This window comes from Pseudomonas shiyinii, from assembly GCF_056725765.1.
Genome location: NZ_CM161522.1, coordinates 717,679 through 743,678 on the forward strand (window position 1 = coordinate 717,679; position 26,000 = coordinate 743,678).

20 protein-coding genes and 1 pseudogene are annotated in these 26,000 nt (G+C 63.7%); 10 read left to right on the forward strand and 11 right to left on the reverse strand.

Annotated features, from left to right (window positions below; all coding sequences use genetic code 11):
- Positions 1-163: 163 nt before the first annotated feature.
- Together ACXHGZ_RS03465 and ACXHGZ_RS03470 are read right to left on the reverse strand one after the other, a co-directional pair.
- Entirely contained in the window at positions 164-928 is a 765-nt protein-coding gene (locus tag ACXHGZ_RS03465; protein WP_416768010.1) for a methyl-accepting chemotaxis protein, read from the reverse strand.
- Positions 929-1,069: 141 nt separating this feature from the next.
- A pseudogene (locus tag ACXHGZ_RS03470) lies at positions 1,070-2,038 on the reverse strand (cache domain-containing protein); the annotation flags it as partial.
- Between the two features lie 167 nt (positions 2,039-2,205).
- Between ACXHGZ_RS03470 and ACXHGZ_RS03475 the strand changes: the two are divergent.
- Positions 2,206-3,681 (forward strand): helicase HerA-like domain-containing protein, encoded by a 1,476-nt coding sequence (locus ACXHGZ_RS03475; RefSeq protein WP_480462396.1) that lies wholly within the window; start codon positions 2,206-2,208, stop codon positions 3,679-3,681.
- 278 nt (positions 3,682-3,959) lie between these two features.
- Here the strand turns inward: ACXHGZ_RS03475 and ACXHGZ_RS03480 are convergent, their stop codons facing one another.
- Positions 3,960-5,432 carry an inorganic phosphate transporter gene (locus ACXHGZ_RS03480; protein ID WP_480462397.1) on the reverse strand — a complete coding sequence of 491 codons (1,473 nt, stop codon included), beginning with the start codon at positions 5,430-5,432 and terminating at the stop codon, positions 3,960-3,962.
- 317 nt (positions 5,433-5,749) lie between these two features.
- Positions 5,750-5,950: a hypothetical protein gene (locus ACXHGZ_RS03485; protein ID WP_480462399.1), complete on the reverse strand. Its 201-nt coding sequence runs from the start codon at positions 5,948-5,950 to the stop codon at positions 5,750-5,752.
- Positions 5,951-6,514: 564 nt separating this feature from the next.
- Here ACXHGZ_RS03485 and pcaR point away from each other — a divergent pair.
- The 6 genes from pcaR (at position 6,515) to pcaD (ending at position 12,668) form a co-directional block, all read left to right on the forward strand.
- A complete protein-coding gene (gene pcaR / locus ACXHGZ_RS03490) occupies positions 6,515-7,384 on the forward strand; it encodes a pca regulon transcriptional regulator PcaR (RefSeq protein WP_084855853.1) in 870 nt (289 codons plus the stop codon).
- Between the two features lie 164 nt (positions 7,385-7,548).
- The gene (locus ACXHGZ_RS03495) at positions 7,549-8,409 is read left to right on the forward strand and encodes a CoA transferase subunit A (protein WP_480462401.1); all 861 of its coding nucleotides are present in this window, start codon (positions 7,549-7,551) and stop codon (positions 8,407-8,409) included.
- Positions 8,406-9,185 carry a CoA-transferase subunit beta gene (locus tag ACXHGZ_RS03500; RefSeq protein WP_480462403.1) on the forward strand — a complete coding sequence of 260 codons (780 nt, stop codon included), beginning with the start codon at positions 8,406-8,408 and terminating at the stop codon, positions 9,183-9,185. Before ACXHGZ_RS03495 ends, ACXHGZ_RS03500 begins: the two co-directional genes overlap by 4 nt.
- The gene (gene pcaF, locus ACXHGZ_RS03505) at positions 9,182-10,393 is read left to right on the forward strand and encodes a 3-oxoadipyl-CoA thiolase (protein ID WP_480463985.1); all 1,212 of its coding nucleotides are present in this window, start codon (positions 9,182-9,184) and stop codon (positions 10,391-10,393) included. The genes ACXHGZ_RS03500 and pcaF overlap by 4 nt, the downstream gene beginning before the upstream one ends.
- Before the next feature lie 81 nt (positions 10,394-10,474).
- Positions 10,475-11,764, forward strand: coding sequence for an MFS family transporter (locus tag ACXHGZ_RS03510; protein WP_324812862.1), 1,290 nt, complete (start codon positions 10,475-10,477; stop codon positions 11,762-11,764).
- 112 nt (positions 11,765-11,876) lie between these two features.
- The gene (gene pcaD / locus ACXHGZ_RS03515) at positions 11,877-12,668 is read left to right on the forward strand and encodes a 3-oxoadipate enol-lactonase (RefSeq protein ID WP_480462404.1); all 792 of its coding nucleotides are present in this window, start codon (positions 11,877-11,879) and stop codon (positions 12,666-12,668) included.
- A gap of 149 nt (positions 12,669-12,817) precedes the next feature.
- On the opposite strand, the gene ACXHGZ_RS03520 is transcribed toward pcaD, so the two are convergent.
- The 4 genes from ACXHGZ_RS03520 to ttgA form a co-directional block, all read right to left on the reverse strand.
- A complete protein-coding gene (locus ACXHGZ_RS03520; protein WP_480462405.1) occupies positions 12,818-13,342 on the reverse strand; it encodes an Mpo1 family 2-hydroxy fatty acid dioxygenase in 525 nt (174 codons plus the stop codon).
- Between the two features lie 188 nt (positions 13,343-13,530).
- Positions 13,531-14,985 carry an AdeC/AdeK/OprM family multidrug efflux complex outer membrane factor gene (locus ACXHGZ_RS03525; RefSeq protein WP_480462406.1) on the reverse strand — a complete coding sequence of 485 codons (1,455 nt, stop codon included), beginning with the start codon at positions 14,983-14,985 and terminating at the stop codon, positions 13,531-13,533.
- Positions 14,982-18,134 (reverse strand): multidrug efflux RND transporter permease subunit TtgB, encoded by a 3,153-nt coding sequence (gene ttgB, locus ACXHGZ_RS03530; protein ID WP_224458088.1) that lies wholly within the window; start codon positions 18,132-18,134, stop codon positions 14,982-14,984. The genes ACXHGZ_RS03525 and ttgB overlap by 4 nt, the downstream gene beginning before the upstream one ends.
- Before the next feature lie 3 nt (positions 18,135-18,137).
- Positions 18,138-19,292, reverse strand: coding sequence for a toluene efflux RND transporter periplasmic adaptor subunit TtgA (gene ttgA / locus ACXHGZ_RS03535; protein ID WP_084855862.1), 1,155 nt, complete (start codon positions 19,290-19,292; stop codon positions 18,138-18,140).
- Between the two features lie 255 nt (positions 19,293-19,547).
- On the opposite strand from ttgA, the gene ttgR reads away from it, so the two are divergent.
- Positions 19,548-20,180 (forward strand): efflux transport transcriptional regulator TtgR, encoded by a 633-nt coding sequence (gene ttgR / locus ACXHGZ_RS03540; protein ID WP_480462408.1) that lies wholly within the window; start codon positions 19,548-19,550, stop codon positions 20,178-20,180.
- An 85-nt stretch (positions 20,181-20,265) separates the two neighbouring features.
- Here the strand turns inward: ttgR and ACXHGZ_RS03545 are convergent, their stop codons facing one another.
- A complete protein-coding gene (locus tag ACXHGZ_RS03545) occupies positions 20,266-21,717 on the reverse strand; it encodes an MDR family MFS transporter (RefSeq protein WP_480462410.1) in 1,452 nt (483 codons plus the stop codon).
- 385 nt (positions 21,718-22,102) lie between these two features.
- On the opposite strand from ACXHGZ_RS03545, the gene ACXHGZ_RS03550 reads away from it, so the two are divergent.
- Positions 22,103-22,972 carry an isocitrate lyase/PEP mutase family protein gene (locus tag ACXHGZ_RS03550; protein ID WP_084855865.1) on the forward strand — a complete coding sequence of 290 codons (870 nt, stop codon included), beginning with the start codon at positions 22,103-22,105 and terminating at the stop codon, positions 22,970-22,972.
- A gap of 200 nt (positions 22,973-23,172) precedes the next feature.
- On the opposite strand, the gene ACXHGZ_RS03555 is transcribed toward ACXHGZ_RS03550, so the two are convergent.
- Positions 23,173-24,078, reverse strand: a complete 906-nt coding sequence (locus tag ACXHGZ_RS03555) for a LysR family transcriptional regulator (RefSeq protein WP_368829542.1) — start codon at positions 24,076-24,078, stop codon at positions 23,173-23,175.
- A 104-nt stretch (positions 24,079-24,182) separates the two neighbouring features.
- Between ACXHGZ_RS03555 and ACXHGZ_RS03560 the strand changes: the two genes are divergently transcribed.
- Entirely contained in the window at positions 24,183-25,058 is an 876-nt protein-coding gene (locus ACXHGZ_RS03560) for an MBL fold metallo-hydrolase (protein WP_480462412.1), read from the forward strand.
- Positions 25,059-25,116: 58 nt separating this feature from the next.
- On the opposite strand, the gene ACXHGZ_RS03565 is transcribed toward ACXHGZ_RS03560, so the two are convergent.
- Positions 25,117-25,992 carry a LysR substrate-binding domain-containing protein gene (locus ACXHGZ_RS03565; protein ID WP_480462414.1) on the reverse strand — a complete coding sequence of 292 codons (876 nt, stop codon included), beginning with the start codon at positions 25,990-25,992 and terminating at the stop codon, positions 25,117-25,119.
- Positions 25,993-26,000: the final 8 nt, after the last annotated feature.

Below are 26,000 nucleotides of genomic sequence, written 5' to 3' on the forward strand. Positions count from 1 at the left end.
TGTTGTAGGAGCGGCCTCGTGCCGCGAAAGGGCTGCAAGGCAGCCCCAAGATTCCAAGGCCAGGAGTGGTCCGGCCGCTATCGGTGATCGGCTGTAGATCGACGGGGGCGCTTTGCGCCCCTTTCGCGGCACGAGGCCGCTCCTACAGGAGGGTAGCGGTGAATCAGATGCGGAAGCTGCCGACCAGGTGCTTGAGCCGGCTGGCCTGCTGCTCCAGGTCGGCGCAGGCGCGCAGGGTGGCCTGCAGGTTCTCGACGCCTTCCTGGTTGAGCATGTTGATTTCGTTGATGTCCATGTTGATCGAGTCGACCACGGCGGTCTGTTCCTCGGTGGCAGTGGCCACCGACTGGTTCATGCCGTCGATTTCACCGATGCGCACGGTCACGCTGTCCAGGCGTTCGCCGGCCTGGTTGGCGATCTCCATGCTGTCCTGGCTGTGGCGCTGGCTCTGGCCCATGGTTTCCACCGATTCGCGGGCGCCCACCTGCAGCTCCTCGATCATGGCCTGCACTTGCTGGGCTGATTCCTGGGTACGGTGGGCGAGGTTGCGTACTTCGTCGGCGACCACGGCGAAGCCACGGCCGGCTTCCCCAGCGCGGGCAGCTTCGATGGCGGCATTGAGGGCCAGCAGGTTGGTCTGCTGGGAGATGCTGGTGATCACTTCGAGGATCTGGCCGATATTAACGGTCTTGTGATTGAGCGTCTCGATGTGCGCGCTGGAGGTCACGATCAGGTCCGAGAGACGGTTCATCGCCTCGATGTTGCGTTCCACCACCTGTTGGCCTTCCTCTGCCAGCAGCCGCGCGGAGGTCGCGTGCTGGGAGGCCTGGGCCGCATTGCCGGCGATTTCCTGGGCGGCGGCGCCCAGTTCGTTGATGGCGGCGGCGACGCTGCTGGTGCGGTTGGACTGCTCGTCGGAGTTGGCCATCGACGAGTTGGAGGCGCTGATCACCCGCAGGGCTACTTCGTTGACCTGCTCGGTGGCCGAGGATACTTCGCGGATCGAGCCATGGATGCGCTCCACGAAACGGTTGAAGGCAGTGCCGAGGATGCCGAATTCATCGTGCTGGTGGATCTGCAGGCGCTTGGTCAGGTCGCCTTCGCCCTCGGCGATGTCTTCCATGGCGCGGGTCATCGTATGCAGCGGTTGCATCAGCACACGGATCAGCAGGCCCAGCAAGGCGATGATGATGACCACCGCCACCAGCGTGGCGATGATCGCCGAGGTACGGAAGGTGCTGAGCATGGAGAAGGCTTTGTCCTTGTCCACCGACAGGCCGATGTACCAGTTGGCCGAAGGCAGGCCCTTGATCGGCGTGAAGGTCAGCAGGCGGGCCTGGCCATTGGCCTGGACTTCGGTCAGTTCGCCGGAAAGCGTCGGGGTGCCCTCGGGGAACAGGTCGGCCAGCGACTTCATCACCAGCTCTTTATCAGGGTGCACCAGAATCTTGCCCTGGTCATTGACCAGGAAGGCGTAGCCCATGCCGCCGAAGTCCAGCGAATTGATGATTTCCACCAGGCCATCGAGGGCCAGGTCACCACCGACTACGCCGACGTTGGCCGACACCTTGCTGAGGATACCGATGACCATCTTGTTGGTGGTCAGGTCGATATAGGGCTCGGTCAGCATGGCGCCGCTGGCGCTCATACCGTCCTTGTACCAGGGGCGTACCCGCGGGTCGTAGCCATCAGGCATCTTCGAGTCCGGGCGGACGCTGAAGCCGCCGTCCACCTTGCCCAGGTAAACGGTGAGGAAACTCGAAAGCAGGGCCGGTTGCCCCATGAAAGTTTCGGCATTGGCGGGATTATGTGCGATGTTCTGTGCCAGGTTCTCCACCAACTTGATACGGCCGTCGAACAAGTTGCGAATATTGGTCGATGTCGACTCGCCCATTTCCGCCAGGTAACTCTCCAGGTCGTCGCGAATCGCATTACGCTGGAGGTAATCGTTATAGAGCGTGAACAGGCTGAAGGCGACTATCACGATCAATGAGGCCGCCAAGAGTATCTTGTGGCTGAAACGAAGGCTTTTGTTCATGGCGTGGTCCGCTAAGGTTTTTATCGGGTCGTTCGCACGAAGGCAGCTTGAAAACAGTGCAACAATGCCCGCAGGTCCTTTTCGGGTTGTTCCTGTCTTTCGAGGTGAAACATCACCCTGGGGTATCGGCCGTAACGCCGCAAAGCTTGAATAGAGGATGAAAGAAGATGTCGGATTCTTCGCAAATCGTTGTAGGGGCGGGCATGGATGGCCAGCCCGTAGGCCAGGCCATGCGCCTGGCCAACCGCCACGGCTTGGTGGCCGGTGCCACGGGAACGGGCAAGACCGTGACCCTGCAGCACCTGGCCGAGGCCTTCAGCGACGCCGGCGTGGCGGTGTTCGCCGCCGACGTGAAGGGTGACCTGTGCGGTTTGGGCGCGGCCGGTGCGCCACAGGGCAAGGTGGCCGAACGTATTGCCGGCATGCCCTGGCTGGGCCATAAGCCCCAGGCCTACCCCGTCACCCTGTGGGATGTCGCCGGCCAGTCGGGCCACCCGTTGCGCACCACCCTCAGCGAAATGGGGCCCTTGCTGCTGGGTAACCTGCTGGAGCTGACCGACAGCCAGCAGGCGGCGCTGTACGCCGCGTTCAAGGTGGCAGACCGCGAGGGGCTGCTGTTGCTTGACCTCAAGGACCTCAAGGCCCTGCTCGGGCACCTGAAGGACAACCCGCAACTGCTGGGTGACGATGCCGCGCTGATGACCACCGGCTCCACCCAGGCCTTGCTGCGCCGCCTCTCGACCCTGGAGCAGCAGGGGGCCGAGGCCTTGTTCGGCGAACCGGCCTTGCAGTTGGAAGACCTGCTGCGCCCGGACGGTGATGGCCGCGGGCGCATCCACCTGCTCGATGCCAGCCGCCTGGTGCATGAAGCACCCAAGGTATACGCGACCTTCCTGCTGTGGCTGCTGGCCGAATTGTTCGAACAGCTGCCCGAGCGTGGCGATGCCGACAAGCCGGTGCTGGCGTTGTTCTTCGATGAAGCTCACCTGCTGTTCAATGGCACGCCGAAAGCGCTGCAGGATCGTCTGGAACAGGTCGTGCGGCTGATCCGCTCCAAGGGCGTGGGCGTGTATTTCGTCACCCAGTCGCCGGGTGACCTGCCGGATGCGGTGTTGGCACAGTTGGGCTTGCGTATCCAGCATGGGCTGCGCGCCTTTACCGCCAAGGAGCAGAAGTCGCTGCGGGCAGTGGCCGATGGCTTCCGGCCGAACCCGGCCTTCGATGCGCTCAGCGTGCTCACCGAGCTTGGGATCGGCGAGGCGTTGGTGGGCACCTTGCAGGACAAGGGTACGCCGGAAATGGTCCAACGGGTGCTGGTCGCTCCGCCGCAGTCGAGAATCGGCCCGTTGACGGAGGCCGAGCGCAGAGCCTTGATTGCGGGGTCACCTTTGGCCGGGCGCTATGACAAGCCGATCGACCGGGAGTCGGCCTATGAAATGCTCACGGCACGCAAGGGCGAGCCGGTGGAGCCGGCACCGCAGCCGCAGGCTGATGAGGAAAGCTTTGCCGACAAGGCCGGCGAGTTCCTGCAGAGTGCCGCGGGGCAGGCCATCAAGTCGGCGGTACGTCAGGCGGCCAATCAGCTTGGCCGGCAATTGGTGCGGGGGTTGATGGGGTCGTTGCTGGGGGGCAAGCGGCGGTAGCGAGCAGGGCCCTGTGGGGGCGGGCTTGTCCCGCGATGGCTGCGTCACGGATGTGAGCAGGAACGAAAAAGGCGCCTCGAAGGGGAATGCCTGTCAGTTAAGGCCCCATCGCCGGCAAGCCGGCTCCCACCTGTCCTGCGCTGCTGTTGTAGACACCGCGGAACCTGTGGGAGCCGGCTTGCCGGCGATGGGCTGCGAAGCAGCCCCAAATGCAGCCGATAAGGCTTAACTGACTGGCGTTACCTCGAAGGGCGCCTTTTCCACTACAGCGGTATCGCTCAGCTGATCGCCTTGGAGGCCAGCCAGAACAGGCCGGCGGCCAGGCTCATCGAAGCTGGCAGGGTCAGTACCCAAGCCAGCAGAATGGTTTTCACCGTGCCGCCTTGCAGGCCGCTCTTGTTGGCGACCATGGTGCCTGCCACGCCCGACGACAATACGTGGGTGGTCGACACCGGCAGGCTGAAGATATTGGCCATGCCAATGGCGCAGGCTGCGGTGATCTGGGCCGACATGCCCTGGGCGTAGGTCATGCCTTGCTTGCCGATCTTCTCGCCAACGGTCAGGACCACGCGCTTCCAGCCGACCATGGTGCCCAGGCCCAGGGCCAGGGCGACGGCCACGATCACCCAGAACGGGGCGTATTCGGTGGTGGCGGTCAGGTCTTTGCGCAGCTTTTCCAAGTCGGCCTTTTCACGGCTTTCCAGGCCTGGCAGCTTGCCGACCTTCTTCGCGGTGTCGTCCAGGCAGAGCAGGTAGCGACGCACTTCGACACGTTTCTCGGCGCTCAGGTCGCGGTAATCGGTCACGCCCTTGAGCGACGATTGCAGGGCGGCGATGGTCGGCTCGGTCTGCTTTGGGTTGCAGCTGAACTGCTCGGGCAGGTCGGACGACTTGGCTTTGCCCAGCGCCAGGAACTCGCCCAGGGTGGCTGCGTTGCGCTCGTAGAACTGGCTCATGTGCAAGGTGGCGTCGCGGGTGCGCTCGATCTGGTAGGTGGTGCTGTTCAGGTCGAGGACGAACTTCGCCGGGACGATGCCGATCAGCACCAGCATGATCAGGCCAATGCCTTTCTGGCCATCGTTGGAACCGTGCACGAAGCTCACGCCCATGGCAGAGATCACCAGTACCAGGCGATTCCAGAAGGGCGGGTGCTTCTTGTCATCGAGCTTGCGACGCTGCTCGGGGGTCTTGTGCATCTTCGACAGCGGACGCCACCACTTCAGGCCGATCAGCACCAGGGCTGCGACGGCGAAGCCGGCCATCGGCGAGACCACCAGCGACAGGGCGATGTCGATCGCCTTCTGCCAGTTGACGCCATCGCCCAGCGGGATGTCGTTGAGCAGCGCGTTGGCCAGGCCCACGCCGAGGATCGAGCCGATCAGGGTGTGGGAGCTGGACGCCGGAATACCGAAGTACCAGGTACCCAGGTTCCAGGTGATGGCCGCGGCCAGCAACGAGAAGACCATGGCCAGGCCGTGGCCGGTGTTCACATTGATCAGCAGCTCGACCGGCAGCAGGTGGACGATGGCATAGGCCACCCCGACACCGCCCAGCAGAACCCCGAGGAAGTTGAACACGCCGGAGAAGAACACGGCCAGGTGCGGCGGCATGGCTTTGGTATAGATGACAGTGGCTACCGCATTGGCGGTGTCATGAAAGCCATTGATGAACTCGAATGCGAGCACGAAGGTCAAAGCGAGCAGCAAGCTCACCAGCACCCACGCATCCAGTCCGCTGAATAATTCGATCATGAAGGTTGTCTGGCGGTCATAGGGGGGCGCGATTATGCCAGAAAACCTTGGCAATCGATGCCCCCGCGACGAACCGATGACGACCCTGCCCACTGCCACGAAGCGCAACGCAAGGCGAGCTGCTGCAGGATTCCAGTGGTTAAAAGCAGCTAAATCCTGCGAAACAAATGGAAAAATCGCAAATTCTGCACGCGCTGAATGATTCAAACGCTTGTATTAAATTTGTGTGATTCCGTTTCGTTCCTGGCTTTTCGGTAAAAAAGCCTACGCCCGTCTTGCCTAACGGCAAGGCATGCGTGGTGGCATGAAGCGCTGGGTCAGCTGTCTTCGCTGCGCAGTTCCTTTTCCATTTTTTCCAGTTCCTGGGCGAACGCCTGGTCCTGGACCGTGGCACGCTTGCGCCAAGGTTTGCGCTCCGGTTCCGGTTGTGCGGCATAAGTGGTGACTTCACCACCGTAAACATCCTTGTAACGTTCAGCCTGGCGCTCGAGTTCCGCGCGCAGTTCTTCTTTCGTCACAGTCATACCCGAATAAAATTTGAAATTTTGCGCTGGCCTTCGTCATGCAAAGTTATGCATACGGCTACGCCGCCAGTGCGAACAGGTTGTCGTAGCGACAATATTCAATGCGGAACAGGGCACCTGGAAAGTGATTCAGGCCTTGGCCCTGCACGCGGCTTTGCTGGCGGGGAACTCGATGGGGGGTGCCGGATGAGGGCCATGCCGAATGTCCGGGCCAGCGGGTTCGATTATAGCAACCAGCAAGTCAATGGCTACCTACTTTAGGCGACAACACCAAGCCATTGCAAAGTTTACCCTTGGCGTGTTTCACAATTGGGTAGGCCTTGAAAGTTTGAGGCTCGAGGGTTTCGAAAGTTCTTACAAAGAGCAACAAAAGGAAAAACGGCCTCGGGGTTAGCGAGGCCGTTGCCTGGGGACTTCTACGGTGGGTACCTGACCAGTCTCTCCAAAGAAGCCACATGTGGCAGGAGAAAGGTATAAGCAAACGTGTCAGCGGTCAATTGCGATTATCGGCCGCTTGTTCGATAATCGCACAAAGCGAGCGATTTTTTTGAGGTAGCCATGAGCGAAGACACCCAGGACACCACCAACCCGGAACCGGCGCGCCCTGCGGCGCCCGCGCTGGCACCGCCGATCGTGGCATCGCCGGCCAAGCGCATCCAGGCCTTTACCGGTGATCCGGACTTCATGACCTCCCTGGCCCGGGGATTGGCCGTCATCCAGGCGTTCCAGGAGCGTAAGCGCCACCTGACCATCGCCCAGATCAGCCACCGGACCGAGATCCCCCGGGCGGCGGTGCGCCGTTGCTTGCACACGCTGATGAAGCTGGGGTACGCAACCACCGATGGGCGTACCTATTCCTTGCTGCCCAAGGTCCTGACCCTGGGCCATGCCTACCTGTCGTCGACCCCGTTGGCGGTGTCCGCGCAGCCGTATCTGGACCGCATCAGCGACCAACTGCACGAAGCGGCCAACATGGCGACCCTCGAAGGCGACGACATTCTCTATATCGCCCGCTCGGCCACCGTGGAACGGCTGATTTCGGTCGACTTGTCGGTCGGCGGCCGCTTGCCGGCTTATTGCACGTCCATGGGGCGGATCCTGTTGGCGGCGCTGGACGATGCGAGCCTTTGGGAGTACCTGGAGCGTGCCGACCTCAAGGCCCGTACCAGCCGCACCCTGCATGATCCGGATTCGCTGTTCGCCTGCATCCAGCAGGTGCGTGCCCAAGGCTGGTGTGTGGTCGATCAGGAGCTGGAGCAAGGTTTGCGTTCGATTGCCGTGCCGATCTATGACGCCTCAGGGCAGGTGCTGGCGGCGCTGAATGTCAGCACGCACGTGGGGCGGGTGACCCGCAGCGAACTGGAGCAGCGATTCCTGCCGATCCTGCTGGCAGCCAGCCGGGACCTATGTCATCAACTGTTTGGCTAGGGTTACCGCAGCTACGTTTGCGTCTCAAATTTTTAGTTCGATAATCGAACAAAAGTTCGATTATCGGATTGTAAGCCGCCTGCGAGCCTCCTTAATCTGAGCGCATCGCAGCGATGCTCTTGCCCGCTGCTCACTGACCGACTCGTCCTGACCAGGAGTCTCCAATGGCAGCAATCCTTTCCCTTCACGACGCAGTGAAGCACTTCATCCAGGATGGCGACACGGTCGCCCTCGAAGGTTTCACCCACCTGATCCCGACCGCCGCAGGCCACGAGATCATCCGCCAGGGCAAGCAGGACCTCACCTTGGTGCGCATGACCCCGGACCTGATCTACGACCAGCTGATCGGGGCCGGTTGTGCGCGTAAGCTGATCTTCTCCTGGGGCGGCAACCCGGGGGTAGGTTCCCTTCATCGCTTGCGTGACGCGGTGGAAAAGCATTGGCCCCACGCGATCGAAATCGAGGAACACAGCCACGCCGACCTGGCCAATGCCTACGTCGCGGGTGCCTCAGGCCTGCCCTTCGCGGTGCTGCGCGCCTACGCAGGCTCCGACCTGCCGAAGGTCAACCCATTGATCAAGAGCATCACCTGCCCGTTCACCGGCGAGGTGCTCGCGGCGGTGCCGTCGGTGCGCCCCGACGTCACCGTGATCCACGCGCAGAAGGCTGACCGCAAGGGCAACGTGCTGCTGTGGGGCATCCTCGGCGTGCAAAAGGAGGCGGCCTTGGCGGCCAAGCGTTGCATTGTCACTGTCGAGGAAATCGTCGACGACCTGCAGGCCCCAATGAACGCCTGCATCCTGCCGACCTGGGCCTTGAGCGCGGTATGCCTGGTGCCTGGTGGCGCTCATCCATCCTATGCGCATGGCTATTACGAGCGAGACAACCACTTCTACCAGGCCTGGGACCCGATCGCCCGCGACCGTGAGTCGTTCACCGCCTGGGTCGACACCTATATCCGAGGCACCGTCGACTTCAACGCATTCAAGGCCAAGCTGGCCGGTACCGCGGAGGCTGCGCAATGAGCTACTCAACGTCCGAAATGATGACTGTCGCCGCAGCCCGTCGTCTGCGTAACGGGGCTGTCTGCTTCGTCGGCATCGGCTTGCCGTCCAAGGCCGCCAACCTGGCGCGTCTGACCTCGTCGCCCGATGTGGTGTTGATCTACGAGTCCGGCCCGATCGGCGCCAAGCCCAGCGTGTTGCCGCTGTCCATCGGGGATGGTGAACTGGCGGAAACCGCCGACACTGTGGTGCCCACCGCCGAGATCTTCCGTTACTGGCTGCAGGGCGGGCGGATCGACGTGGGCTTCCTCGGTGCTGCCCAGGTCGACCGCTTCGGCAACATCAACACCACCGTGGTGGGTGACTACCATGCCCCCAGGACCCGCCTGCCGGGTGCCGGTGGTGCCCCGGAGATTGCAGGCTCGGCCAAGCAGGTGCTGATCATCCTCAAGCAGTCGACGCGTGCCTTCGTCGAAAAGCTCGATTTCATCACCTCGGTCGGCCACGGTGAGGGCGGCGATTCGCGTCAACGCCTGGGCCTGCCAGGCGAGGGGCCGGTGGGCATCATCACCGACCTGTGCATCATGGAACCGGAAGCCGGTACCCATGAGTTCGTGGTGACATCGATCCACCCGGGCGTGACCCGCGAGCAGATCATCGCCGCCACCGGCTGGCCGATTCGCTTCGCCGACAGCGTGCAGACCACCGCTGCACCCAGCGAAATCGAGCTGGGCGCCCTACGCGAGCTGGAGGCCCGCACCGCCGTCGCCCATGGGCAGACAGTAGGAGAAGCCTGATGCGTGATGTATTCATCTGTGATGCCATCCGCACCCCGATCGGCCGTTTCGGCGGAGCCTTGGCCAGCGTGCGTGCCGATGATTTGGCGGCGGTGCCGCTCAAGGCGCTCATGGCGCGCAACCCCCAGGTTGACTGGGCCCAGTTGGACGAAGTGTTTCTTGGCTGCGCCAACCAGGCTGGCGAGGACAACCGCAACGTGGCACGCATGGCGCTGCTGTTGGCCGGCCTGCCGCAAAGCGTGCCGGGCGTGACCCTGAACCGCCTGTGCGCCTCGGGCATGGATGCCATCGGCACCGCGTTTCGCGCCATTGCCTGCGGCGAGATGGAGCTGGCGATTGCCGGTGGGGTAGAGTCCATGTCCCGCGCACCTTTCGTGATGGGCAAGGCCGAGGGCGCCTATTCGCGCAACATGAAGCTCGAGGACACCACCATCGGCTGGCGCTTCATCAATCCATTGATGAAGACCGAGTACGGTGTGGACTCGATGCCCGAGACCGCCGACAACGTGGCCGACGATTTCCAGATCTCGCGCGCCGACCAGGACGCCTTCGCCCTGCGAAGCCAGCAGAAGGCCGCGGCTGCCCAGGCCGCGGGCTACTTTGCCGAAGAAATCGTGCCGGTGCGTATTGCCTACAAGAAGGGTGAAAGCCTGGTCGAGCAGGATGAGCATTTGCGCCCGGAAACTACCCTGCAGACGCTGGCACGCCTCAAACCGGTCAACGGCCCGGAAAAGACCGTCACTGCCGGCAACGCCTCGGGTGTCAACGATGGCGCTGCGGCGCTGATCCTGGCCTCGGCCGAGGCGGTGCACGCGCATGGCCTGACCCCGCGTGCGCGGGTGCTGGGCATGGCCAGTGGCGGGGTAGCGCCGCGGGTGATGGGCATCGGCCCGGTGCCTGCGGTGCGCAAGCTGAGCGAGCGGCTGGGGATCGCGGTGGGTGAATTCGATGTCATCGAGCTCAACGAAGCGTTCGCCAGCCAGGGCTTGGCGGTGTTGCGTGAGCTGGGCATCGCGGACGACGCGCCGCAGGTCAATCCCAATGGTGGGGCCATCGCTTTGGGGCACCCCTTGGGCATGAGCGGCGCGCGGCTGGTGCTGACGGCGTTGCACCAACTGGAAAAATGCGGTGGGCGCAAGGGCCTGGCGACCATGTGCGTAGGGGTAGGGCAGGGGTTGGCCCTGGCGATCGAGCGCATGGGCGCCTAAGCCCTGTAGGCACGACGGTGGAACGAGATTGTTACTGAGTGTGTCTAGACTAGGCAGGGACCTTCCTGGAGTAAGTACCTCATGACTTCAACCTATTACACAGGCGAAGAACGCAGCAAACGCATCTTCGCCATCGTCGGGGCTTCGTCGGGCAATCTGGTGGAATGGTTCGACTTCTATGTCTACGCCTTCTGCGCCATCTACTTCGCGCCGGCATTCTTTCCCTCCGACAACCCCACCGTGCAGTTGCTCAATACTGCCGGCGTGTTCGCCGCAGGCTTCTTGATGCGTCCGATCGGCGGCTGGATCTTCGGTCGCCTGGCGGACCGCCATGGCCGCAAGAACTCCTTGATGATCTCGGTGCTGATGATGTGCGGTGGCTCGCTGATCATCGCCTGCCTGCCGACCTACTCTAGCATCGGCGCCTGGGCCCCGGCCCTGTTGTTGCTGGCGCGGCTGATCCAGGGCCTGTCGGTGGGCGGCGAATACGGCACCACCGCCACCTACATGAGCGAGGTGGCCCTGCGTGGCCAGCGCGGCTTCTTCGCCTCGTTCCAGTACGTCACGCTGATCGGTGGCCAGTTGCTGGCGGTGCTGGTGGTGGTGATCCTGCAGCAACTGCTGACCGAGGAGGAGCTGCGGGCCTATGGTTGGCGGATCCCCTTCGTGGTGGGCGCCGTCGCTGCCTTGATCTCGCTCATGCTGCGTCGCTCGCTGAAAGAGACCAGCAGCGCCGAAACCCGCCAGGACAAAGAAGCCGGTACCATCGGTGGGCTGTTGCGCAACCATGCTGCCGCCTTCATCACCGTGCTGGGCTACACCGCGGGCGGTTCGTTGATCTTCTATACCTTCACCACCTACATGCAGAAGTTCCTGGTCAACACGGCCGGCATGCACGCCAAGAGTGCCAGCTACGTGATGACCGGTGCCCTGTTCCTGTTCATGCTTTTGCAGCCGCTGTTCGGCATGCTGTCCGACCGCATCGGGCGGCGCAATTCCATGCTGCTGTTCGGTGGTTTGGGCACGCTGTTCACGGTGCCGCTGCTGATGGCGCTGAAAACCGTGACCAGCCCCTTCCTGGCGTTCGTGCTGGTGACCCTGGCGCTGTGCATCGTGAGTTTCTACACCTCGATCAGCGGCCTGGTGAAGGCCGAGATGTTCCCGGCGCAGGTACGTGCCTTGGGTGTGGGCCTGGCCTATGCCGTGGCCAACGCGGTATTCGGCGGTTCGGCCGAGTACGTGGCCTTGGGCTTGAAGACCCTGGGCATGGAGAACACGTTCTACTGGTACGTGACCGCCATGATGGCGGTGGCCTTCCTGTTCAGCCTGCGCCTGCCGAAGGAGGCGGCCTACCTGCACCATGACCACTAGTGTCCTGTCTCGGTAATAAGCTGTTCACGTTTGGGGAGGCAGGACACAAGAGGCACGCTCCGGTAACGGGGTTGGCCGACCATCAATGTTCAACTGTTTGAAGGAGACCGCTGTGGCGCACCTGCAACTGGCCGATGGCGCACTGAACTACCAACTCGATGGCCCTGAGCACGCGCCGGTGCTGGTGTTGTCCAACTCGCTGGGGACCGACCTGCATATGTGGGACACGCAGGTGCCGGCGTGGCGTGAGCGGGTACGGGTACTGCGCTACGACACCCGTGGCCATGGCGGGTCGCTGGTGACCGAGGGGCCTTATACCATCGAGCAGCTCGGCCGTGACGTGCTGGCGTTACTCGATGCCCTGGACATTCCACGGGCCCACTTCGTCGGCTTGTCCATGGGCGGGCTGATCGGCCAATGGCTGGGCATCAACGCCAGCGCGCGCCTGCGCAGCCTGACGTTGTGCAACACCGCCGCGAAGATCGCCGATGACGAGGTGTGGAACAGCCGTATCGAGACCGTGGGCCAAGGCGGACAACACGCCATGCTCGACCTGCGCGACGCCTCGCTCGCACGTTGGTTCACCCCCGGCTTCGTTAAGGCCCGACCTGAGCAGGCCCAGCGGATCTGCCAGATGCTGGCGCAGACCTCGGCCGAGGGCTATGCGGCCAACTGCGCCGCCGTGCGCGACGCCGATTTTCGCGAGCAACTGGGGCAGATCCAGGTGCCGACCTTGATCGTCGCCGGTACCGAGGATGGCGTGACCACGCCTGAGCATGGCCGCTTCATGCAGGCGCGGATCGCAGGCGCCGAGTATGTCGAGTTCCCGGCCGCGCACTTGTCCAACGTCGAGGTCGGTGCGCCGTTCAGCCGCCGCGTGCTCGATTTCCTGCTGGCTCATTGAGGCCCTGGGGGAGTACCTGTCGGTCAAGGCCTCGGGGCGCTGCATCCCATCGCCGGCAAGCCGGCTCCCACAAGTCACGTATCAGCCTTGAGGGTAGCACTGTCCCTGTGCGGGCTTGTCCCGCGATGAGGGTGGCGCAATGACGTGGATCAGACCGCCGCTTTCTTCTGCCGCACCGCCACCGGGCCGGCGTTGGCCTCTACCGCGCGCTTGAGCGCCGGGCACAGCCCGAGCATGAACGCCAGCTCCGCCACCACGAACAGCGGGCCGATGATCAGCCCGCTGATATCGTCGACGAACGCCGGCTTGCGGCCTTCGTAATAATGCCCGACGAACTGGATGATCCAGCCCACCACGAACGCCCCCAACCCGGCGCTCAACCATAGCCCGGTGGCCTGTATGGCCAGCAGTTGGCCGACCCACAGGCACAACCCCAGCAGCGCACCCATGACCAGCCCGAAACGCAGGTCCAGGCGCAGGTAGAACCACACCGATGCGGCGGCCACGAGCAGCGCGGGGGAGAGCCAGATGCCGGCCAGGCCCCAGCCGGGGCGTGAGAGCAGGATGGTCACCGCCAGCACGATCAACGGGATGCCGATGAAGTGGGTGGCGATATTGCGCGGGTCGCGGTGGTAGGCCGCGTATTGGCTCAGGTGGTCGACGAGGCTTTTCATTGTTGTTCCTCCCTGTGTGGCTACAGGTTCACCCTGCAGCGGGGCTAACCGCCATGGCATGAGCATAGCGCTCGACCACCGGCGCTGGAACCGTGCGTGGGTAATGGGCATCCATCACTGGGGCGAATGGGCAGGCCGCAAAACGAAAAAGCCCACCGCGAGGGTGGGCTTGATGCACTGCAGGGCGATCAGCCTTTCGGTGATTGCACCGTGGCCTGTTGGTTGGCCTGGCCGGTCTGCTCCAGCCAGCCGCCACCCAGAGCCTTGTACAGGTTGACCTCGCTGACCAGCTGCGAGAGGCGATCGCTGATCAGCGCCTGTTGCGAGCTGAACAGGTTGCGCTGGGCATCGAGGAAGGTCAGGTTGCTGTCGATGCCAATGCGATAGCGACGTTCGGCCAGGCGGTAGTAGTCCTGGTTGGCGGCCACCAGGTCGCGTTGCGCCTGCAGCTGTTCTTCGAACGTCTTGCGCGCGGCCAGGCCATCGGAGACTTCCTGGAAGGCGGTCTGGATGGTCTTTTCGTACTTGGCGACGTTGATGTCCTTCTGAATCTTCGAGTAGTCCAGGCTCGCCTTCAGGCTGCCGGCGTTGAAGATCGGCAGGTTGATCTGCGGCTGGAACAGCCAGGTGCCCGAGCCGCCCTTGAACAGCCCGCCCATGTCCGGGCTCAGGGTGCCGGCGTTGGCGGTCAGGCTGATGCTCGGGAAGAACGCCGCCCGGGCCGCGCCGATATTGGCGTTGGCCGCCTTGAGCAGGTGCTCGGCTTCCTGGATGTCCGGGCGGCGTTGCAGCAGCTCGGACGGCAGGCCTGCCGGCACTTCGGCCAACTGGTCTTCGCTGAGCTTGAGCGGTGCTGGAAGGTCGGCAGGCACGCCGGTGCCCAGCAGCACGGTCAGGCTGTTCAGGTCCTGGGCCACCAGGCGCTGGTATTGCGACAGCTTGACCCGGGCGCCTTCCACGGCGGTGCGTGCCTGGCTCAGGTCGAGCGCCGAGGCCACGCCCACTTCGTTGCTGCGGCGGGTGAGGTTGTAGCTTTCCTCGTAGGTCTTGAGGGTTTCCTCGGTCAGCTTGAGCAGGGCCTGGTCGGCCTGCCAGGTGTAGTAGGCATTGGCCACGCTGGCCACCAGGCTGATCTGCGTGGAGCGGCGGGCCTGCTCGCTGGAGAGGTAGGTCTCCAGGGCTTGCTCGGTCAGGCTGCGTACACGGCCGAACAGGTCCAGCTCGTAGGCGCTGACGCCCAGGGTCGCCGAGTACTGGCTGGTGATGCCTGCCTCGCCGGTCTGCGACATGTTCGCCGGTACCCGCTGGCGACTGCCGCTGCCATTGGCCGAGACCGCCGGGAACAGGTCGGCCCGCTGGATGCGGTACTGGGCCCGGTAGGCGTCGATGTTCAGTGCCGCGACGCGCAGGTCGCGGTTGTTCTCCAGGGACGTCTGGATCAGCTTCTGCAGCGCCGGGTCGTGGAAGAACTGGCGCCAGCCCTGCTCGGCGGCGGCCACGTTGGCCGACTCGGTCGGCGAGTACGCAGGGCCTTGCGGCCACTGCGCAGCCACCGGCGATTCCGGGGTCTGGTAGTCGGGGATCAGCGAGCAGCCGCCCAGGATGAAAGCGGTCACCGCCAGGGATAACAAAGACTTGGTCATTGCCCAGCCTCATAACGAGTAGTTTCAGGGGTGGCGTCGGGTTCAGGCTTCTTGCTGCCGAACAACGACGACACTGCTACGAAGAACAGCGGTACCCAGAAGATAGCCAGCACGGTCGCACTGATCATGCCGCCGATCACCCCGGTGCCGATGGCGTGCTGGCTGCCCGAGCCTGCGCCACTGGCGATGGTCAACGGTACCACGCCGAGGATGAACGCCAGCGAGGTCATGATGATCGGACGCAGACGCATGCGGCAGGCCTCGATGGCCGCGTCGAACAGGCTGCGGCCTTGCTCGTGCAGTTCCTTGGCGAACTCGACGATCAGGATCGCGTTCTTCGCCGCCAGGCCAATGGTGGTCAGCAGGCCGACCAGGAAGTACACGTCGTTGGACAGCCCGCGCAGGCTGGTGGCGATCAGCGCACCGATGATACCCAGCGGCACCACCAGCACCACGGCGATCGGGATCGACCAGCTTTCGTACAGCGCCGCCAGGCACAGGAACACGAACAGTACCGAGAGGGCGAACAGCGCCGGCATCTGCGAGCCGGAGAGCTTCTCCTCGTAGGACATGCCGGTCCAGGAATAACCGATGCCTGCTGGCAGTTCGCCGGCGATGCGCTCGACCTCGGCCATGGCTTCACCGGTACTGTAGCCCGGCGCCGGGGCGCCGAGGATCTCGACGGCTTCCACGCCGTTGTAACGCGACAGCTTGGGCGAGCCGTAGGTCCATTCGCCCTTGGCGAAGGAGGAGAACGGCACCATCTCGCCGGCGCCGTTGCGCACGTACCATTTCTGCAGGTCTTCCGGGCTCATCCGGGCGCTGGGTTCACCCTGGATGTACACCTTCTTGACCCGGCCGCGGTCGATGAAGTCGTTGACGTAACTGCCGCCGAGGGCGATCGACAGGGTGTTGTTGATGTCGGCGATGGTCACGCCCAGGGCGCTGGCACGTTCGTCATCGATGGTCAGCTGGTACTGCGGCTCGTCGTTCAGGCCGTTCGGGCGCACGGCGCTGAGCACCTTGCTCTGGGCGGCCTTGGCCAGGAACTGGTTGCGCGCTTCCATCAGCTTCTGGTGGCCGACGCCGGCGCGGTCCTGGAGGAACACGTCGAAGCCGGTGGCGTTACCCAGTTCGAGTACCGCAGGCGGTGCGAAGGCGAACACCATCGCGTCGCGGAAGCTGAAGAAGTGCTGCTGGGCGCGGGCGGCGAGGTTGAACACGCTGTTCTCGGCCGAACGTTCTTCCCACGGCTTGAGCATGATGAACGCCATACCCGAGCTCTGGCCACGGCCGGCGAAGTTGAAACCGTTGACGGTGAACACCGACGACACGGTATCGGCTTCGTCCTTGAGCAGGTACTCGCGCATCTGGTCGACCACCACCTGGGTGCGCTCGGCACTGGAGCCGGCCGGGGTCTGCACCTGGGCGAACAGTACGCCTTGGTCTTCTTCCGGAAGGAACGCGGTGGGGATGCGCATGAACAGCCAGATCATGCCGACCACGATCAGCGCGTAGGCCAGCAGGAACGGTGCCTTGTTGCGCAGGATGGTGCCAACGCTGCGCTCATAGCCTTGCACGCTGCGGTCGAAGTTGCGGTTGAACCAGCCGAAGAAGCCACGCTTGGCCACGTGGTGCTCGCCCTTTTTCAGCGGCTTGAGCATGGTGGCGCACAGGGCTGGGGTGAAGATCAACGCGACCAGCACCGACAGGCCCATGGCCGAGACGATGGTGATCGAGAACTGCCGGTAGATCACACCGGTGGAGCCGCCGAAGAAGGCCATTGGCAGCAGGACCGCCGACAGCACCAGGGCGATACCCACCAGGGCGCCCTGGATCTGCTCCATCGAGCGCTTGGTCGCCTCCTTGGGCGGCAGGCCCTCCTCGGACATCACCCGCTCGACGTTCTCCACCACGACGATGGCATCGTCCACCAGCAGGCCGATGGCCAGGACCATGGCGAACATGGTCAGGGTGTTGATGCTGAAGCCCGCCGCGGCCAGGATGCCGAAGGTACCCAGCAACACCACCGGCACGGTCATGGTGGTGATGATGGTGGCGCGGAAGTTCTGCAGGAACAGGTACATCACCAGGAACACCAGCACCACCGCCTCGATCAGGGTGTGGATCACGCCGCTGATGGATTCGGTGACCACCGGGGTGGTGTCATACGGGAACACCGCCTTGACGCCTGGCGGGAAGAATGGCTCCAGGTCGCTGATGGTCTTGCGCAGCGCCTTGGCGGTATCCAGGGCGTTGGCGCCGGTGGCCAGCTTGATCGCCAGGCCCGAGGCCGGGAAGCCGTTGTACTGCGCGCTGATGGCATAGTTCTCGCCACCCAGGCCGACCTTGGCGACATCGCCCAGGCGTACCTGGGAGCCGTCGCTGTTGACCTTGAGCAGGATATTTTCGAATTGCTCGGCGGTCTGCAGGCGGGTCTTGCCGATGATGGTGGCGTTGAGCTGGGTACCAGGCATCGCCGGCAGGCCGCCGAGCTGGCCGGAGGAGACCTGCACGTTCTGCGCGCTGACGGCGGTGCGCACGTCGACCGGAGTCAGTTGGAACTTGTTCAGCTTGGCCGGATCGAGCCAGATACGCATGGCGTACTGGGCACCGAAGACCTGGAAGTCACCTACACCTGCGGTCCGCGAGATCGGGTCCTGCATGTTCGAGACGATGTAGTTGGACAGGTCGTCCTTGGTCATGCTGCCGTCTTCGGACACCAGGCCGATCACCAACAGGAAGTTCTTCACCGCCTTGGTCACACGGATACCTTGCTGCTGCACTTCCTGCGGCAGCAACGGGGTGGCCAGGTTCAGCTTGTTCTGCACCTGGACCTGCGCGGTGTCAGGGTTGGTGCCCTGCTCGAAGGTGGCGGTGATGGTCATGCTGCCGTCGGAGTTGCTCTCCGAGGACACGTACCGCAGGTTGTCGATACCGTTGAGCTGCTGCTCGATGACCTGCACCACGGTGTCCTGCACGGTCTGCGCCGAGGCGCCCGGGTAGGTCACGGCGATGGCGATGGCCGGTGGTGCAATGCTCGGGTACTGGTTGATCGGCAGCTTCAGGATCGACAAGGCGCCGACCAGCATGATCACCAGTGCGATCACCCAGGCGAAGATCGGGCGATCGATAAAGAACTTCGACATGGTTTACTCCGCTTTGGCGTCTGCTTTCGCCGCGCTGGCCTGGGCTGGGCCGGCCGGCTTCTTGACGTTGGTGGCTTCGCTGACCTTGACCTCGACCCCTGGCCGCACGAACTGCAGGCCTTCGGTGATCAGGCGGTCGCCCGGGTTCAGGCCTTCCTCGATCAGCCAGTCGCTGCCCAGGGTACGGCTGGCCTTGAGCTGGCGCAGTTCGACCTTGTTTTCCTTGTTCACCACCAGTGCGGTCGGCGTGCCCTTGAGGTCACGGGTCACGCCCTGCTGGGGCGCCAGGATGGCGTTGGCGTTGACCCCGGCCTTCAGGCGGGCATGGACGAACATGCCCGGCAGCAGGGTGTGGTCGGGGTTGGGGAAGATCGCGCGCAGGGTGACCGAGCCGGTGGTCTCGTCGACCGCGACTTCGGAGAACTCCAGGCGGCCCTGCTGCTTGAACAGGCTGCCATCCTCGAGCACCAGCTGCACCGTGGCGGCGTTGTCGCCGGCCTTCTGCAGCTGGCCGCTCTCCAGGTCACGGCGCAGCTTGAGCAGCTCGGCGGTGGACTGGGTGACGTCGACATAGATCGGGTCGAGCTGCTGGATGGTGGCCATGGCGTTGCTCTGGCCATTGCTCACCAATGCGCCCTCGGTCACCGCAGAGCGGCCGATGCGGCCACTGATCGGGGCCAGGACCTTGGTGTAGCGCAGGTCGATCTGCGCGCTCTTGAGCGAAGCCTCGGCCTGCAATCGTTTGGCATTGGCGTCGTCGTATTCCTGTTTGGAGACAGCCTGCTCGTCGATCAGTTGCTTGTAGCGCTCGGCCAGCGAGCGGGTGGCCTGCAGGTTGGCCTTGGCGTTGGCCAGGTTGGCTTCGTAGACGGACGGGTCGATCTGGTACAGCTGCTGACCTTCCTTGACCTCGGTGCCTTCCTTGAACAGGCGCTTGAGGATGATGCCATTGACCTGCGGGCGGACCTCGGCCACGCGGAAGGCGGTGGTACGCCCCGGCAGTTCCGAGGTCAGGGTATAGGCCTGCGGTTGGAGGGTAACGACGCCGACCAGAGGAGCCTGCGCTGCGGGCGCTGCTTCTTCTTTCTTACAGCCACTTAGCAGGGTTGCCAGGGCGACGGCGGAAACCAGGGCGGTGACGGCTGGCTTGAATTGCATGAGGATCCTCGGGTCGCTAGAGCAGGGAGACGCTCAAGAATAATGGAAGTGTTCTCGGAAAAGGTGCTATCCGGTGGATAAATAGCTTACTAACGAATATACTTACATTCATGCTTGTTTGTAAATACCGCAGGCGGGTGCACAACGCCGCAGCGGATCCGTCGATTAATCCCGGGGCGAGCCTTCAAGAGGCTGCTCCGGCCTGAATTACCGCGTGCCGTACGCGCACGCGGGCCATGATGAGGTTGAGCTGCCATGGTCCGTCGAACCAAAGAAGAAGCCCAGGAAACCCGTGCCCAGATCATCGAGGCAGCGGAAAAGGCCTTCTACAAGCGCGGGGTTGCGCGAACCACCCTGGCCGACATCGCGCAGCTCGCGGGCGTGACCCGGGGGGCGATCTACTGGCATTTCAACAACAAGGCCGAACTGGTGCAGGCACTGCTGGACAGCCTGCATGAAACCCATGACCACCTGGCCCGTGCCAGCGAAAGCGAGGACGAACTCGACCCGCTGGGCTGCATTCGCACATTGTTGCTGCAGGTGCTCAACGAGCTGGTGCTCGATGCCAGAACCCGGCGTATCAATGAAATCCTGCACCACAAGTGCGAGTTTACCGATGACATGTGCGAGATCCGCCAGCAACGCCAGAGTGCAGTGCTGGATTGCCACCAGGGTATTGCGCTGGCAATGGCCAATGCCGTGCGTCGCGGGCAGTTGCCCGGTGACCTGGACGTGGAGCGTGCCGCGGTTGCCCTGTTCGCCTATGTCGACGGCCTGATCGGGCGCTGGTTGCTGTTGCCGGACAGCTTCGACCTGCTGCGCGATGTAGAGAAATGGGTCGACACAGGGTTGGATATGCTGCGCTTGAGCCCTTCGTTACGCAAATGAGACTTTGTTAATGATTGTGATGAAGTGTTTCCCTACTGCATTAAGGGGGCGTTAATACGTTTGGGCGCACAGCGCCCCCAACCGCTCACCGCCCCCGCAACTGCCGATCAGGCATGGCCATTGCCGCAACCAGCCCCAGCAACGAGACCCCGGCACTGATCATCAACAACAGGCGGAAGGTTTCCATCAACCGCGCCTGGGTGATCGGGTCTGGCTCTCCAGCCTTTAGGCTGCCCAGCAGCGGATTGCCAAGCGCCTCGAAACCGCCCTGGTGCAACAAGGCCAGCAACAGGCTGGACATGCACGCCACACCCATCGCCCCGCCCAAAGCACGGAACAGGTTGGTGGTACTGGTGGCCACGCCGATGTCCTTGAGTTCGACCGCGCTCTGGGTGCCGACCAGCGAGGTGGGGAATTGCAAGCCGCAGGCAATGCCGGTCAGCAACATGAACAAGGCGCCGAGCAGGGCCGACTGGGGAGGTGTCAGGGCCATGCCGAGAATCGCCAGTGGCATCAGCACGAAACCGACCAGAATTTGTGGCCGGTAGCGACCGGTGCGGCTGGTCAGTCGACCGCCGGTGAAGGCCCCCAACGGCAAGCCCATGGCCAACGGCAGCAGGTACAGCGCTGCGCTGTCGGCACCGGCGCCGGTGATGCTCTGGTAGCGCAACGGCATCAGCATGGTCAGGGAAATCGACTGGAAACTGGCGAAGAAGATCGCACACCAGCACAGCACGGCAGCGCGATTGCCGAACAGTGTGAGCGGCAGCAGTGGCTCCTGGCAGCGTCGTTCATGGGCAATGAACAACAACAGGCCGAGCAGGGCGCAGGTCAGCAGGGCCAGCACTGGCGACGATGCCCACGGGTGCCCCTGGCCGACCAGGGTGATGCCCAGCAGCAGGCTGCCAAGGCCCAGGATCAGCAACAACGCGCCCAAGTAGTCCACCTGCGCCTCGCGCCGCCGTACGGGCATCCCGCCGAGGGCGCGACGGATCGCCCACAAGGCGAACAGGCCCAGCGGCAGGTTGATCCAGAACACCCAGCGCCACGACAGGTATTCGGTCAGCCAGCCACCGAGCACGGGGCCAGCGACACTGGCCAGGGCGTACATGCTGCTGAAATACCCCTGGTAGCGGCCCCGTTCGCGGGGCGGGACGAAGTCGCCGATGATCGCCTGGCTTACCGAGACCATACCGCCCGCGCCGACTCCCTGGAGCACGCGCGCCAGCACCAGTTGCTGCATGTCCTGGGCCAGGGCGCAGGCCACCGAGGCCAGGGTGAACAGTGCGGTGCCGGCCAGGATCATGCGCCGGCGCCCGTACAGATCGCCAAGCTTGCCGTAGATCGGCACGGCCACGGTCATGGCCACCATGTAGCCGGAAATCACCCAGGCCAGCAGGCCGACGTCGTTGAACTGCGCCGAAATCGCCGGCATCGACACTGCGACGATGGTCTGGTCCAGGGCTCCGAGGAAGATCGCCAGCATCAAGGCGGTGAGGACACTGCGCAGGACAGTGGGGGGCAGGGCGGCAGTCACGAAGTAACCTTGTCGAAGTCATTGTCGAAGGGGCGCCAGCGCCGCGCGGCAAGGGGCTGGCCGAGCCCGCATTGTAGCTGAGTTAGGTAGCTTCCTATGTACTATGTGCATCCCCTATGCAAGATCGGCATTGGCGCGTTCATCCAGTAGTGCATGGCTGCGTGATATCGTGACTTCACCGCAGCGGCTGAAATACGGGGCCTGCACCAGCATGGTGCAAGATTTTCCGGTTCCGTTTCCTGTCGTTGTATCCCACACCTTCTATTCCTCTGCCTGCATGTCGAGCATGACCGCCCTGATGGCGACGGTTGGAACAGGTCAGGTAGACCCGATTCAGGGGTCGGTAGTCAGCCCGTTCAAATTTTCCTGTTATTGCGGAGTGATCATGCCCAAGGCTTCCCACCACGATCTGCGTTTTGCCTTCCGCGAACTGCTTGCGTCCGGTTCGTGCTATCACACCGCTTCGGTTTTCGACCCCATGTCGGCACGTATTGCCGCGGACCTCGGCTTCGAAGTCGGTATCCTCGGTGGTTCGGTTGCCTCGCTGCAGGTCCTGGCCGCGCCAGACTTCGCCCTGATCACCTTGAGCGAGTTCGTCGAGCAGGCCACCCGTATCGGCCGTGTCGCCCAGTTGCCGGTGATCGCCGATGCCGACCATGGCTACGGCAACGCGCTCAATGTCATGCGTACGGTGATCGAGCTGGAACGCGCCGGCGTTGCTGCGCTGACCATCGAAGACACGCTGCTGCCGGCGCAGTTCGGGCGTAAATCGACCGACCTGATCCCGGTGGAGGAGGGCGTGGGCAAGATTCGTGCGGCCATCGAGGCGCGGGTCGATTCGGCGCTGTCGATCATTGCCCGGACCAACGCTGGCGTGCTGACCACCGAGGAAATCATCGTACGCACCCAGAGCTACCAGAAGGCGGGCGCCGACGGTATCTGCATGGTGGGGGTGAAGGATTTCGACCAGCTCGAGCAGATCGCCGAACACCTGAGCGTGCCGCTGATGCTGGTGAGCTATGGCAACCCGAACCTGCGCGACGACGCGCGCCTGGCGAGCCTCGGCGTACGCATCGTGGTCGATGGCCATGCGGCCTACTTCGCCGCGATCAAGGCCACCTACGACTGCCTGCGCCTGCAGCGTGGGCAACAGAACAAGTCCGAGAACCTCAGCGCCACCGAGCTTTCGCACACCTATACCCAGCCGGAGGAATACATCCGCTGGGCCAAGGAATACATGAGCGTCGAGGAGTGACAGGCCAGGGCGAGCCCGTTGCGGCCCGATCGCCGGCAAGCCGGCTCCCACCTGCCCTGCGCTGCTTTCAGTTGTGGGAACTGGCTTGCCAGCGATAGGGCCGGAACAAGCAATTCAAGGCAAATGCGCCTACCGACTCGCGCCAGGTCTGTGGGAGCCGGCTTGCCGGCGATTGACCGGCTCGGTACAGCGCTGGCTGATCAGAACGCCTTGTCCCACTCCGGTTCGTCCTGGAACCGCTGCGCCAGGAAGTCCAGCATGCTGCGCAGGGTCGCGGGCATGTGCTTGCGCGAGGTGTACACCGCATTGAGGCTCAGCTCCCGGGGGCGCGCCTGGGGCAGCAGGCGCACCAGCTCGCCACTGCGCAAGGCCGGTGCGGCCTGGTAGGTCGGTAGCATGGCGACCCCGGCACCCGCCAGGGCAGCCTTCTGCAAGGTCATGGCCTCGTTGGCGCTGATGTTGCCCTGCACCGGCACGGCCACGTTTTGCCCATTCACCTCGAACTGCCACAGGCTGTGCCCGAAATAGGCATGGGTCAGGCAATTGTGCCGGCTCAACGCCTCGACCTGTTCGGGCACGCCATGTTCGCGCAGGTAGGCCGGGGCGGCGCACACCACCGAGCGGCACACGGTCAGGCGGCGGGCGATCAGGTTCGGGTCCAGGTCGTTGCTGGTGCGAATCGCCAGGTCGATGCGCTCGTCCACCAGGTTGACCGTGCGATCGAGCATCTGCAGCTCGACCTTCACCCCCGGGTAACGCTTCACATAGTCAGCCACTGCATCCACCAACTGGGCCTGGCCGAACGAGGTGCTGACACTGATACGCAGCTCACCGCGCGGTGCTTCGTCAGGCTGTCGCACGGCGGCCTGCAGATCGCCGGCCAGTTCCAGCAGCTGGCGACAGCGGGGCAGGGTTTCCTGGCCGGCGGCGGTCAGGCTGAGCCTGCGCGTGGTGCGCTGCATCAAGCGAGCGCCGACCCACTCTTCCAGCTCGGCCAGATAGCGTGATACCACCGGCCGCGAGAGTTGCAGGTGATCGGCTGCGGCCGACTGGCTGCCCAGATCGATGACGGTGACGAAGACGCGCATGGCGTTGAGACGGTCCATGATCTGCTCGATTTCAGAAACAAACTATGTCCAAGCATCGCATTTTTTGTGACGAATCGGGCAACTAAGCTGTTGTTCACTTTCCCGCTCACAGGAACAATACGATGTCGTTGATCACCACCCTACGTGGCCTGGCGCTAGCCAGCCTGGCACTGGTCGGCCAGGTCCTTGCCGCCGAGCCGCTGCACCTTGAGGTCTACAACCCAGGCCACGAGGCCATCTTCCCGGTCAGCTCGGTGATCGTCAGCGGTGAGCACGATGCCGTGCTGGTCGACGCCCAGTTCGGCAAGGCCCAGGCCGAGCAGTTGGTCCAGCGCCTGCGCGCCAGCGGCAAGCGGTTGACCACCATCTACATCAGCCATGGCGATCCGGACTATTACTTCGGCCTCGACACCCTGGTCCGTGCGTTTCCCCAGGCTCGGGTGGTCGCCTCGGCGCCTACCGTGGCGCATATTCGCAAGACCATGGAGGCCAAGCTGGCCTACTGGGGGCCGAAGATGGGTACCGACAAGCCCGAGCACCTGGTCGTGCCGCAGGTCCTGGACGGCGACCAGCTGGAGCTGGAAGGCCAGGCGCTGGAAATCGTGGGCCTGGATGGCCCGCAGCCAGAGCGCAGCTTCGTATGGGTTCCTTCGATCAAGGCAGTGGTCGGTGGCGTGGTCGTGGCGGAGCACATCCATGTGTGGATGGCCGACACCCAGACCGCCCAGTCCCATGCCGACTGGCTCAAGACCCTCGAGCGTATCGAGCAACTCGGGCCTCGTACCGTGATCCCTGGCCATTACCTGGGCCAGAGCAGCCGCTCGCTGGAGGCGGTACGTTTCACGGCCGGCTACATCCGAGCCTTCGATGCCGAAACGGCCAAGGCCACCGATGCCGCTGCGCTGGTCAAGGCGATGGAGCGACGCTACCCCGGTCTTGCCGATGGCAGCTCGCTGGAACTCAGTGCCAAGGTGGCCAAGGGGGAGATGGCGTGGTGATCGGGTTTGCCTAGGCAATTGCGGCGCTCGATCTCACAGCCCCCACCTACTCTGCATTTCACTGACAGGCCCGCGCTTCGAGCCAGTCCATCAGTTCGCCCAACCCTGCCGGCATGTGCTTCGAAGGGCTGACCAGGTAATACCCCTTGCCGGTCAGCACCTTCAGCTCGAACGGCATGCACAGCCTGCCACTGCGCAGGTCATCGCCGACCAGGGCCCAGTCGCCGATCGCCACGCCGGTGCCCTGGGCTGCCATGGCCATGGCCATGTCCAGGGTCTCGAAATGTTGACGAGGGCCGTGCGGCACGATCTCGGTTCCCGTGGCCTGCAGCCAGAGCTTCCAGTCATGTTCGTCCCGGGAAGGGTGCAGCAGCATGTGTCGTTCCAGGTCCTGCACGTGGGCCAGGGGCACAGGCCCCTCCAGCAACGACGGCGCACATACCGGGGTCAACTGTTCGTCGAACAGCTTACGCACCTGCAGGCCAGTGTCAGGCGGCGCGCCGTAGACCACTGCGGCATCGAAGCCTTCTCGCCGGAAATCCACCCCGTGCTGGACTGTGGTAGTCAGTTCCACCGGCACATCCGGGCGCAGGGCCTGCCATTCCATCAGCCGTGGCAGCAGCCAGCGCATCACGCATGTCGGCGCCTTCAACTGCAGCGTCGTGCTGCGTCCGCCGACTTCACGCACGCCTTGCTCGATCAACGCGAACACCTGCTGGACCCGGGGCAGCCAGTCCTGGCCCTCGCGGGTCAGGCTCAGGCCACGGGCCTGGCGCAGGAACAACGGATAGCCGAGGTGCTCCTCGAGGCCGGCGATCTGCCGGCTCACCGCGCCTTGGGTAATGTGCAGTTGCTGCGCCGCACGGGTGAAATTGCAGTGCTGGGCGGTGACCAGGAAGGTATGCAGGGCAGGCAGGGGCGGCAGGCGTTTCATTGTCGTGA

Bases quoted from the DNA above. Each gene is read 5' to 3' on its own strand.
- ttgB (WP_224458088.1), bottom strand. From the start codon at position 18,134: ATGTCGAAGTTCTTTATCGATCGCCCGATCTTCGCCTGGGTGATCGCA.
- ACXHGZ_RS03475 (WP_480462396.1), top strand. From the start codon at position 2,206: ATGTCGGATTCTTCGCAAATCGTTGTAGGGGCGGGCATGGATGGCCAG.
- ACXHGZ_RS03465 (WP_416768010.1), bottom strand. From the start codon at position 928: ATGGCCAACTCCGACGAGCAGTCCAACCGCACCAGCAGCGTCGCCGCC.
- ttgR (WP_480462408.1), top strand. From the start codon at position 19,548: ATGGTCCGTCGAACCAAAGAAGAAGCCCAGGAAACCCGTGCCCAGATC.
- ACXHGZ_RS03565 (WP_480462414.1), bottom strand. From the start codon at position 25,992: ATGAAACGCCTGCCGCCCCTGCCTGCCCTGCATACCTTCCTGGTCACC.
- ACXHGZ_RS03520 (WP_480462405.1), bottom strand. From the start codon at position 13,342: ATGAAAAGCCTCGTCGACCACCTGAGCCAATACGCGGCCTACCACCGC.
- ACXHGZ_RS03525 (WP_480462406.1), bottom strand. From the start codon at position 14,985: ATGACCAAGTCTTTGTTATCCCTGGCGGTGACCGCTTTCATCCTGGGC.
- ACXHGZ_RS03495 (WP_480462401.1), top strand. From the start codon at position 7,549: ATGGCAGCAATCCTTTCCCTTCACGACGCAGTGAAGCACTTCATCCAG.
- ACXHGZ_RS03560 (WP_480462412.1), top strand. From the start codon at position 24,183: ATGTCGTTGATCACCACCCTACGTGGCCTGGCGCTAGCCAGCCTGGCA.
- ACXHGZ_RS03550 (WP_084855865.1), top strand. From the start codon at position 22,103: ATGCCCAAGGCTTCCCACCACGATCTGCGTTTTGCCTTCCGCGAACTG.
- ttgA (WP_084855862.1), bottom strand. From the start codon at position 19,292: ATGCAATTCAAGCCAGCCGTCACCGCCCTGGTTTCCGCCGTCGCCCTG.
- ACXHGZ_RS03510 (WP_324812862.1), top strand. From the start codon at position 10,475: ATGACTTCAACCTATTACACAGGCGAAGAACGCAGCAAACGCATCTTC.
- pcaR (WP_084855853.1), top strand. From the start codon at position 6,515: ATGAGCGAAGACACCCAGGACACCACCAACCCGGAACCGGCGCGCCCT.
- ACXHGZ_RS03480 (WP_480462397.1), bottom strand. From the start codon at position 5,432: ATGATCGAATTATTCAGCGGACTGGATGCGTGGGTGCTGGTGAGCTTG.
- ACXHGZ_RS03555 (WP_368829542.1), bottom strand. From the start codon at position 24,078: ATGGACCGTCTCAACGCCATGCGCGTCTTCGTCACCGTCATCGATCTG.
- ACXHGZ_RS03500 (WP_480462403.1), top strand. From the start codon at position 8,406: ATGAGCTACTCAACGTCCGAAATGATGACTGTCGCCGCAGCCCGTCGT.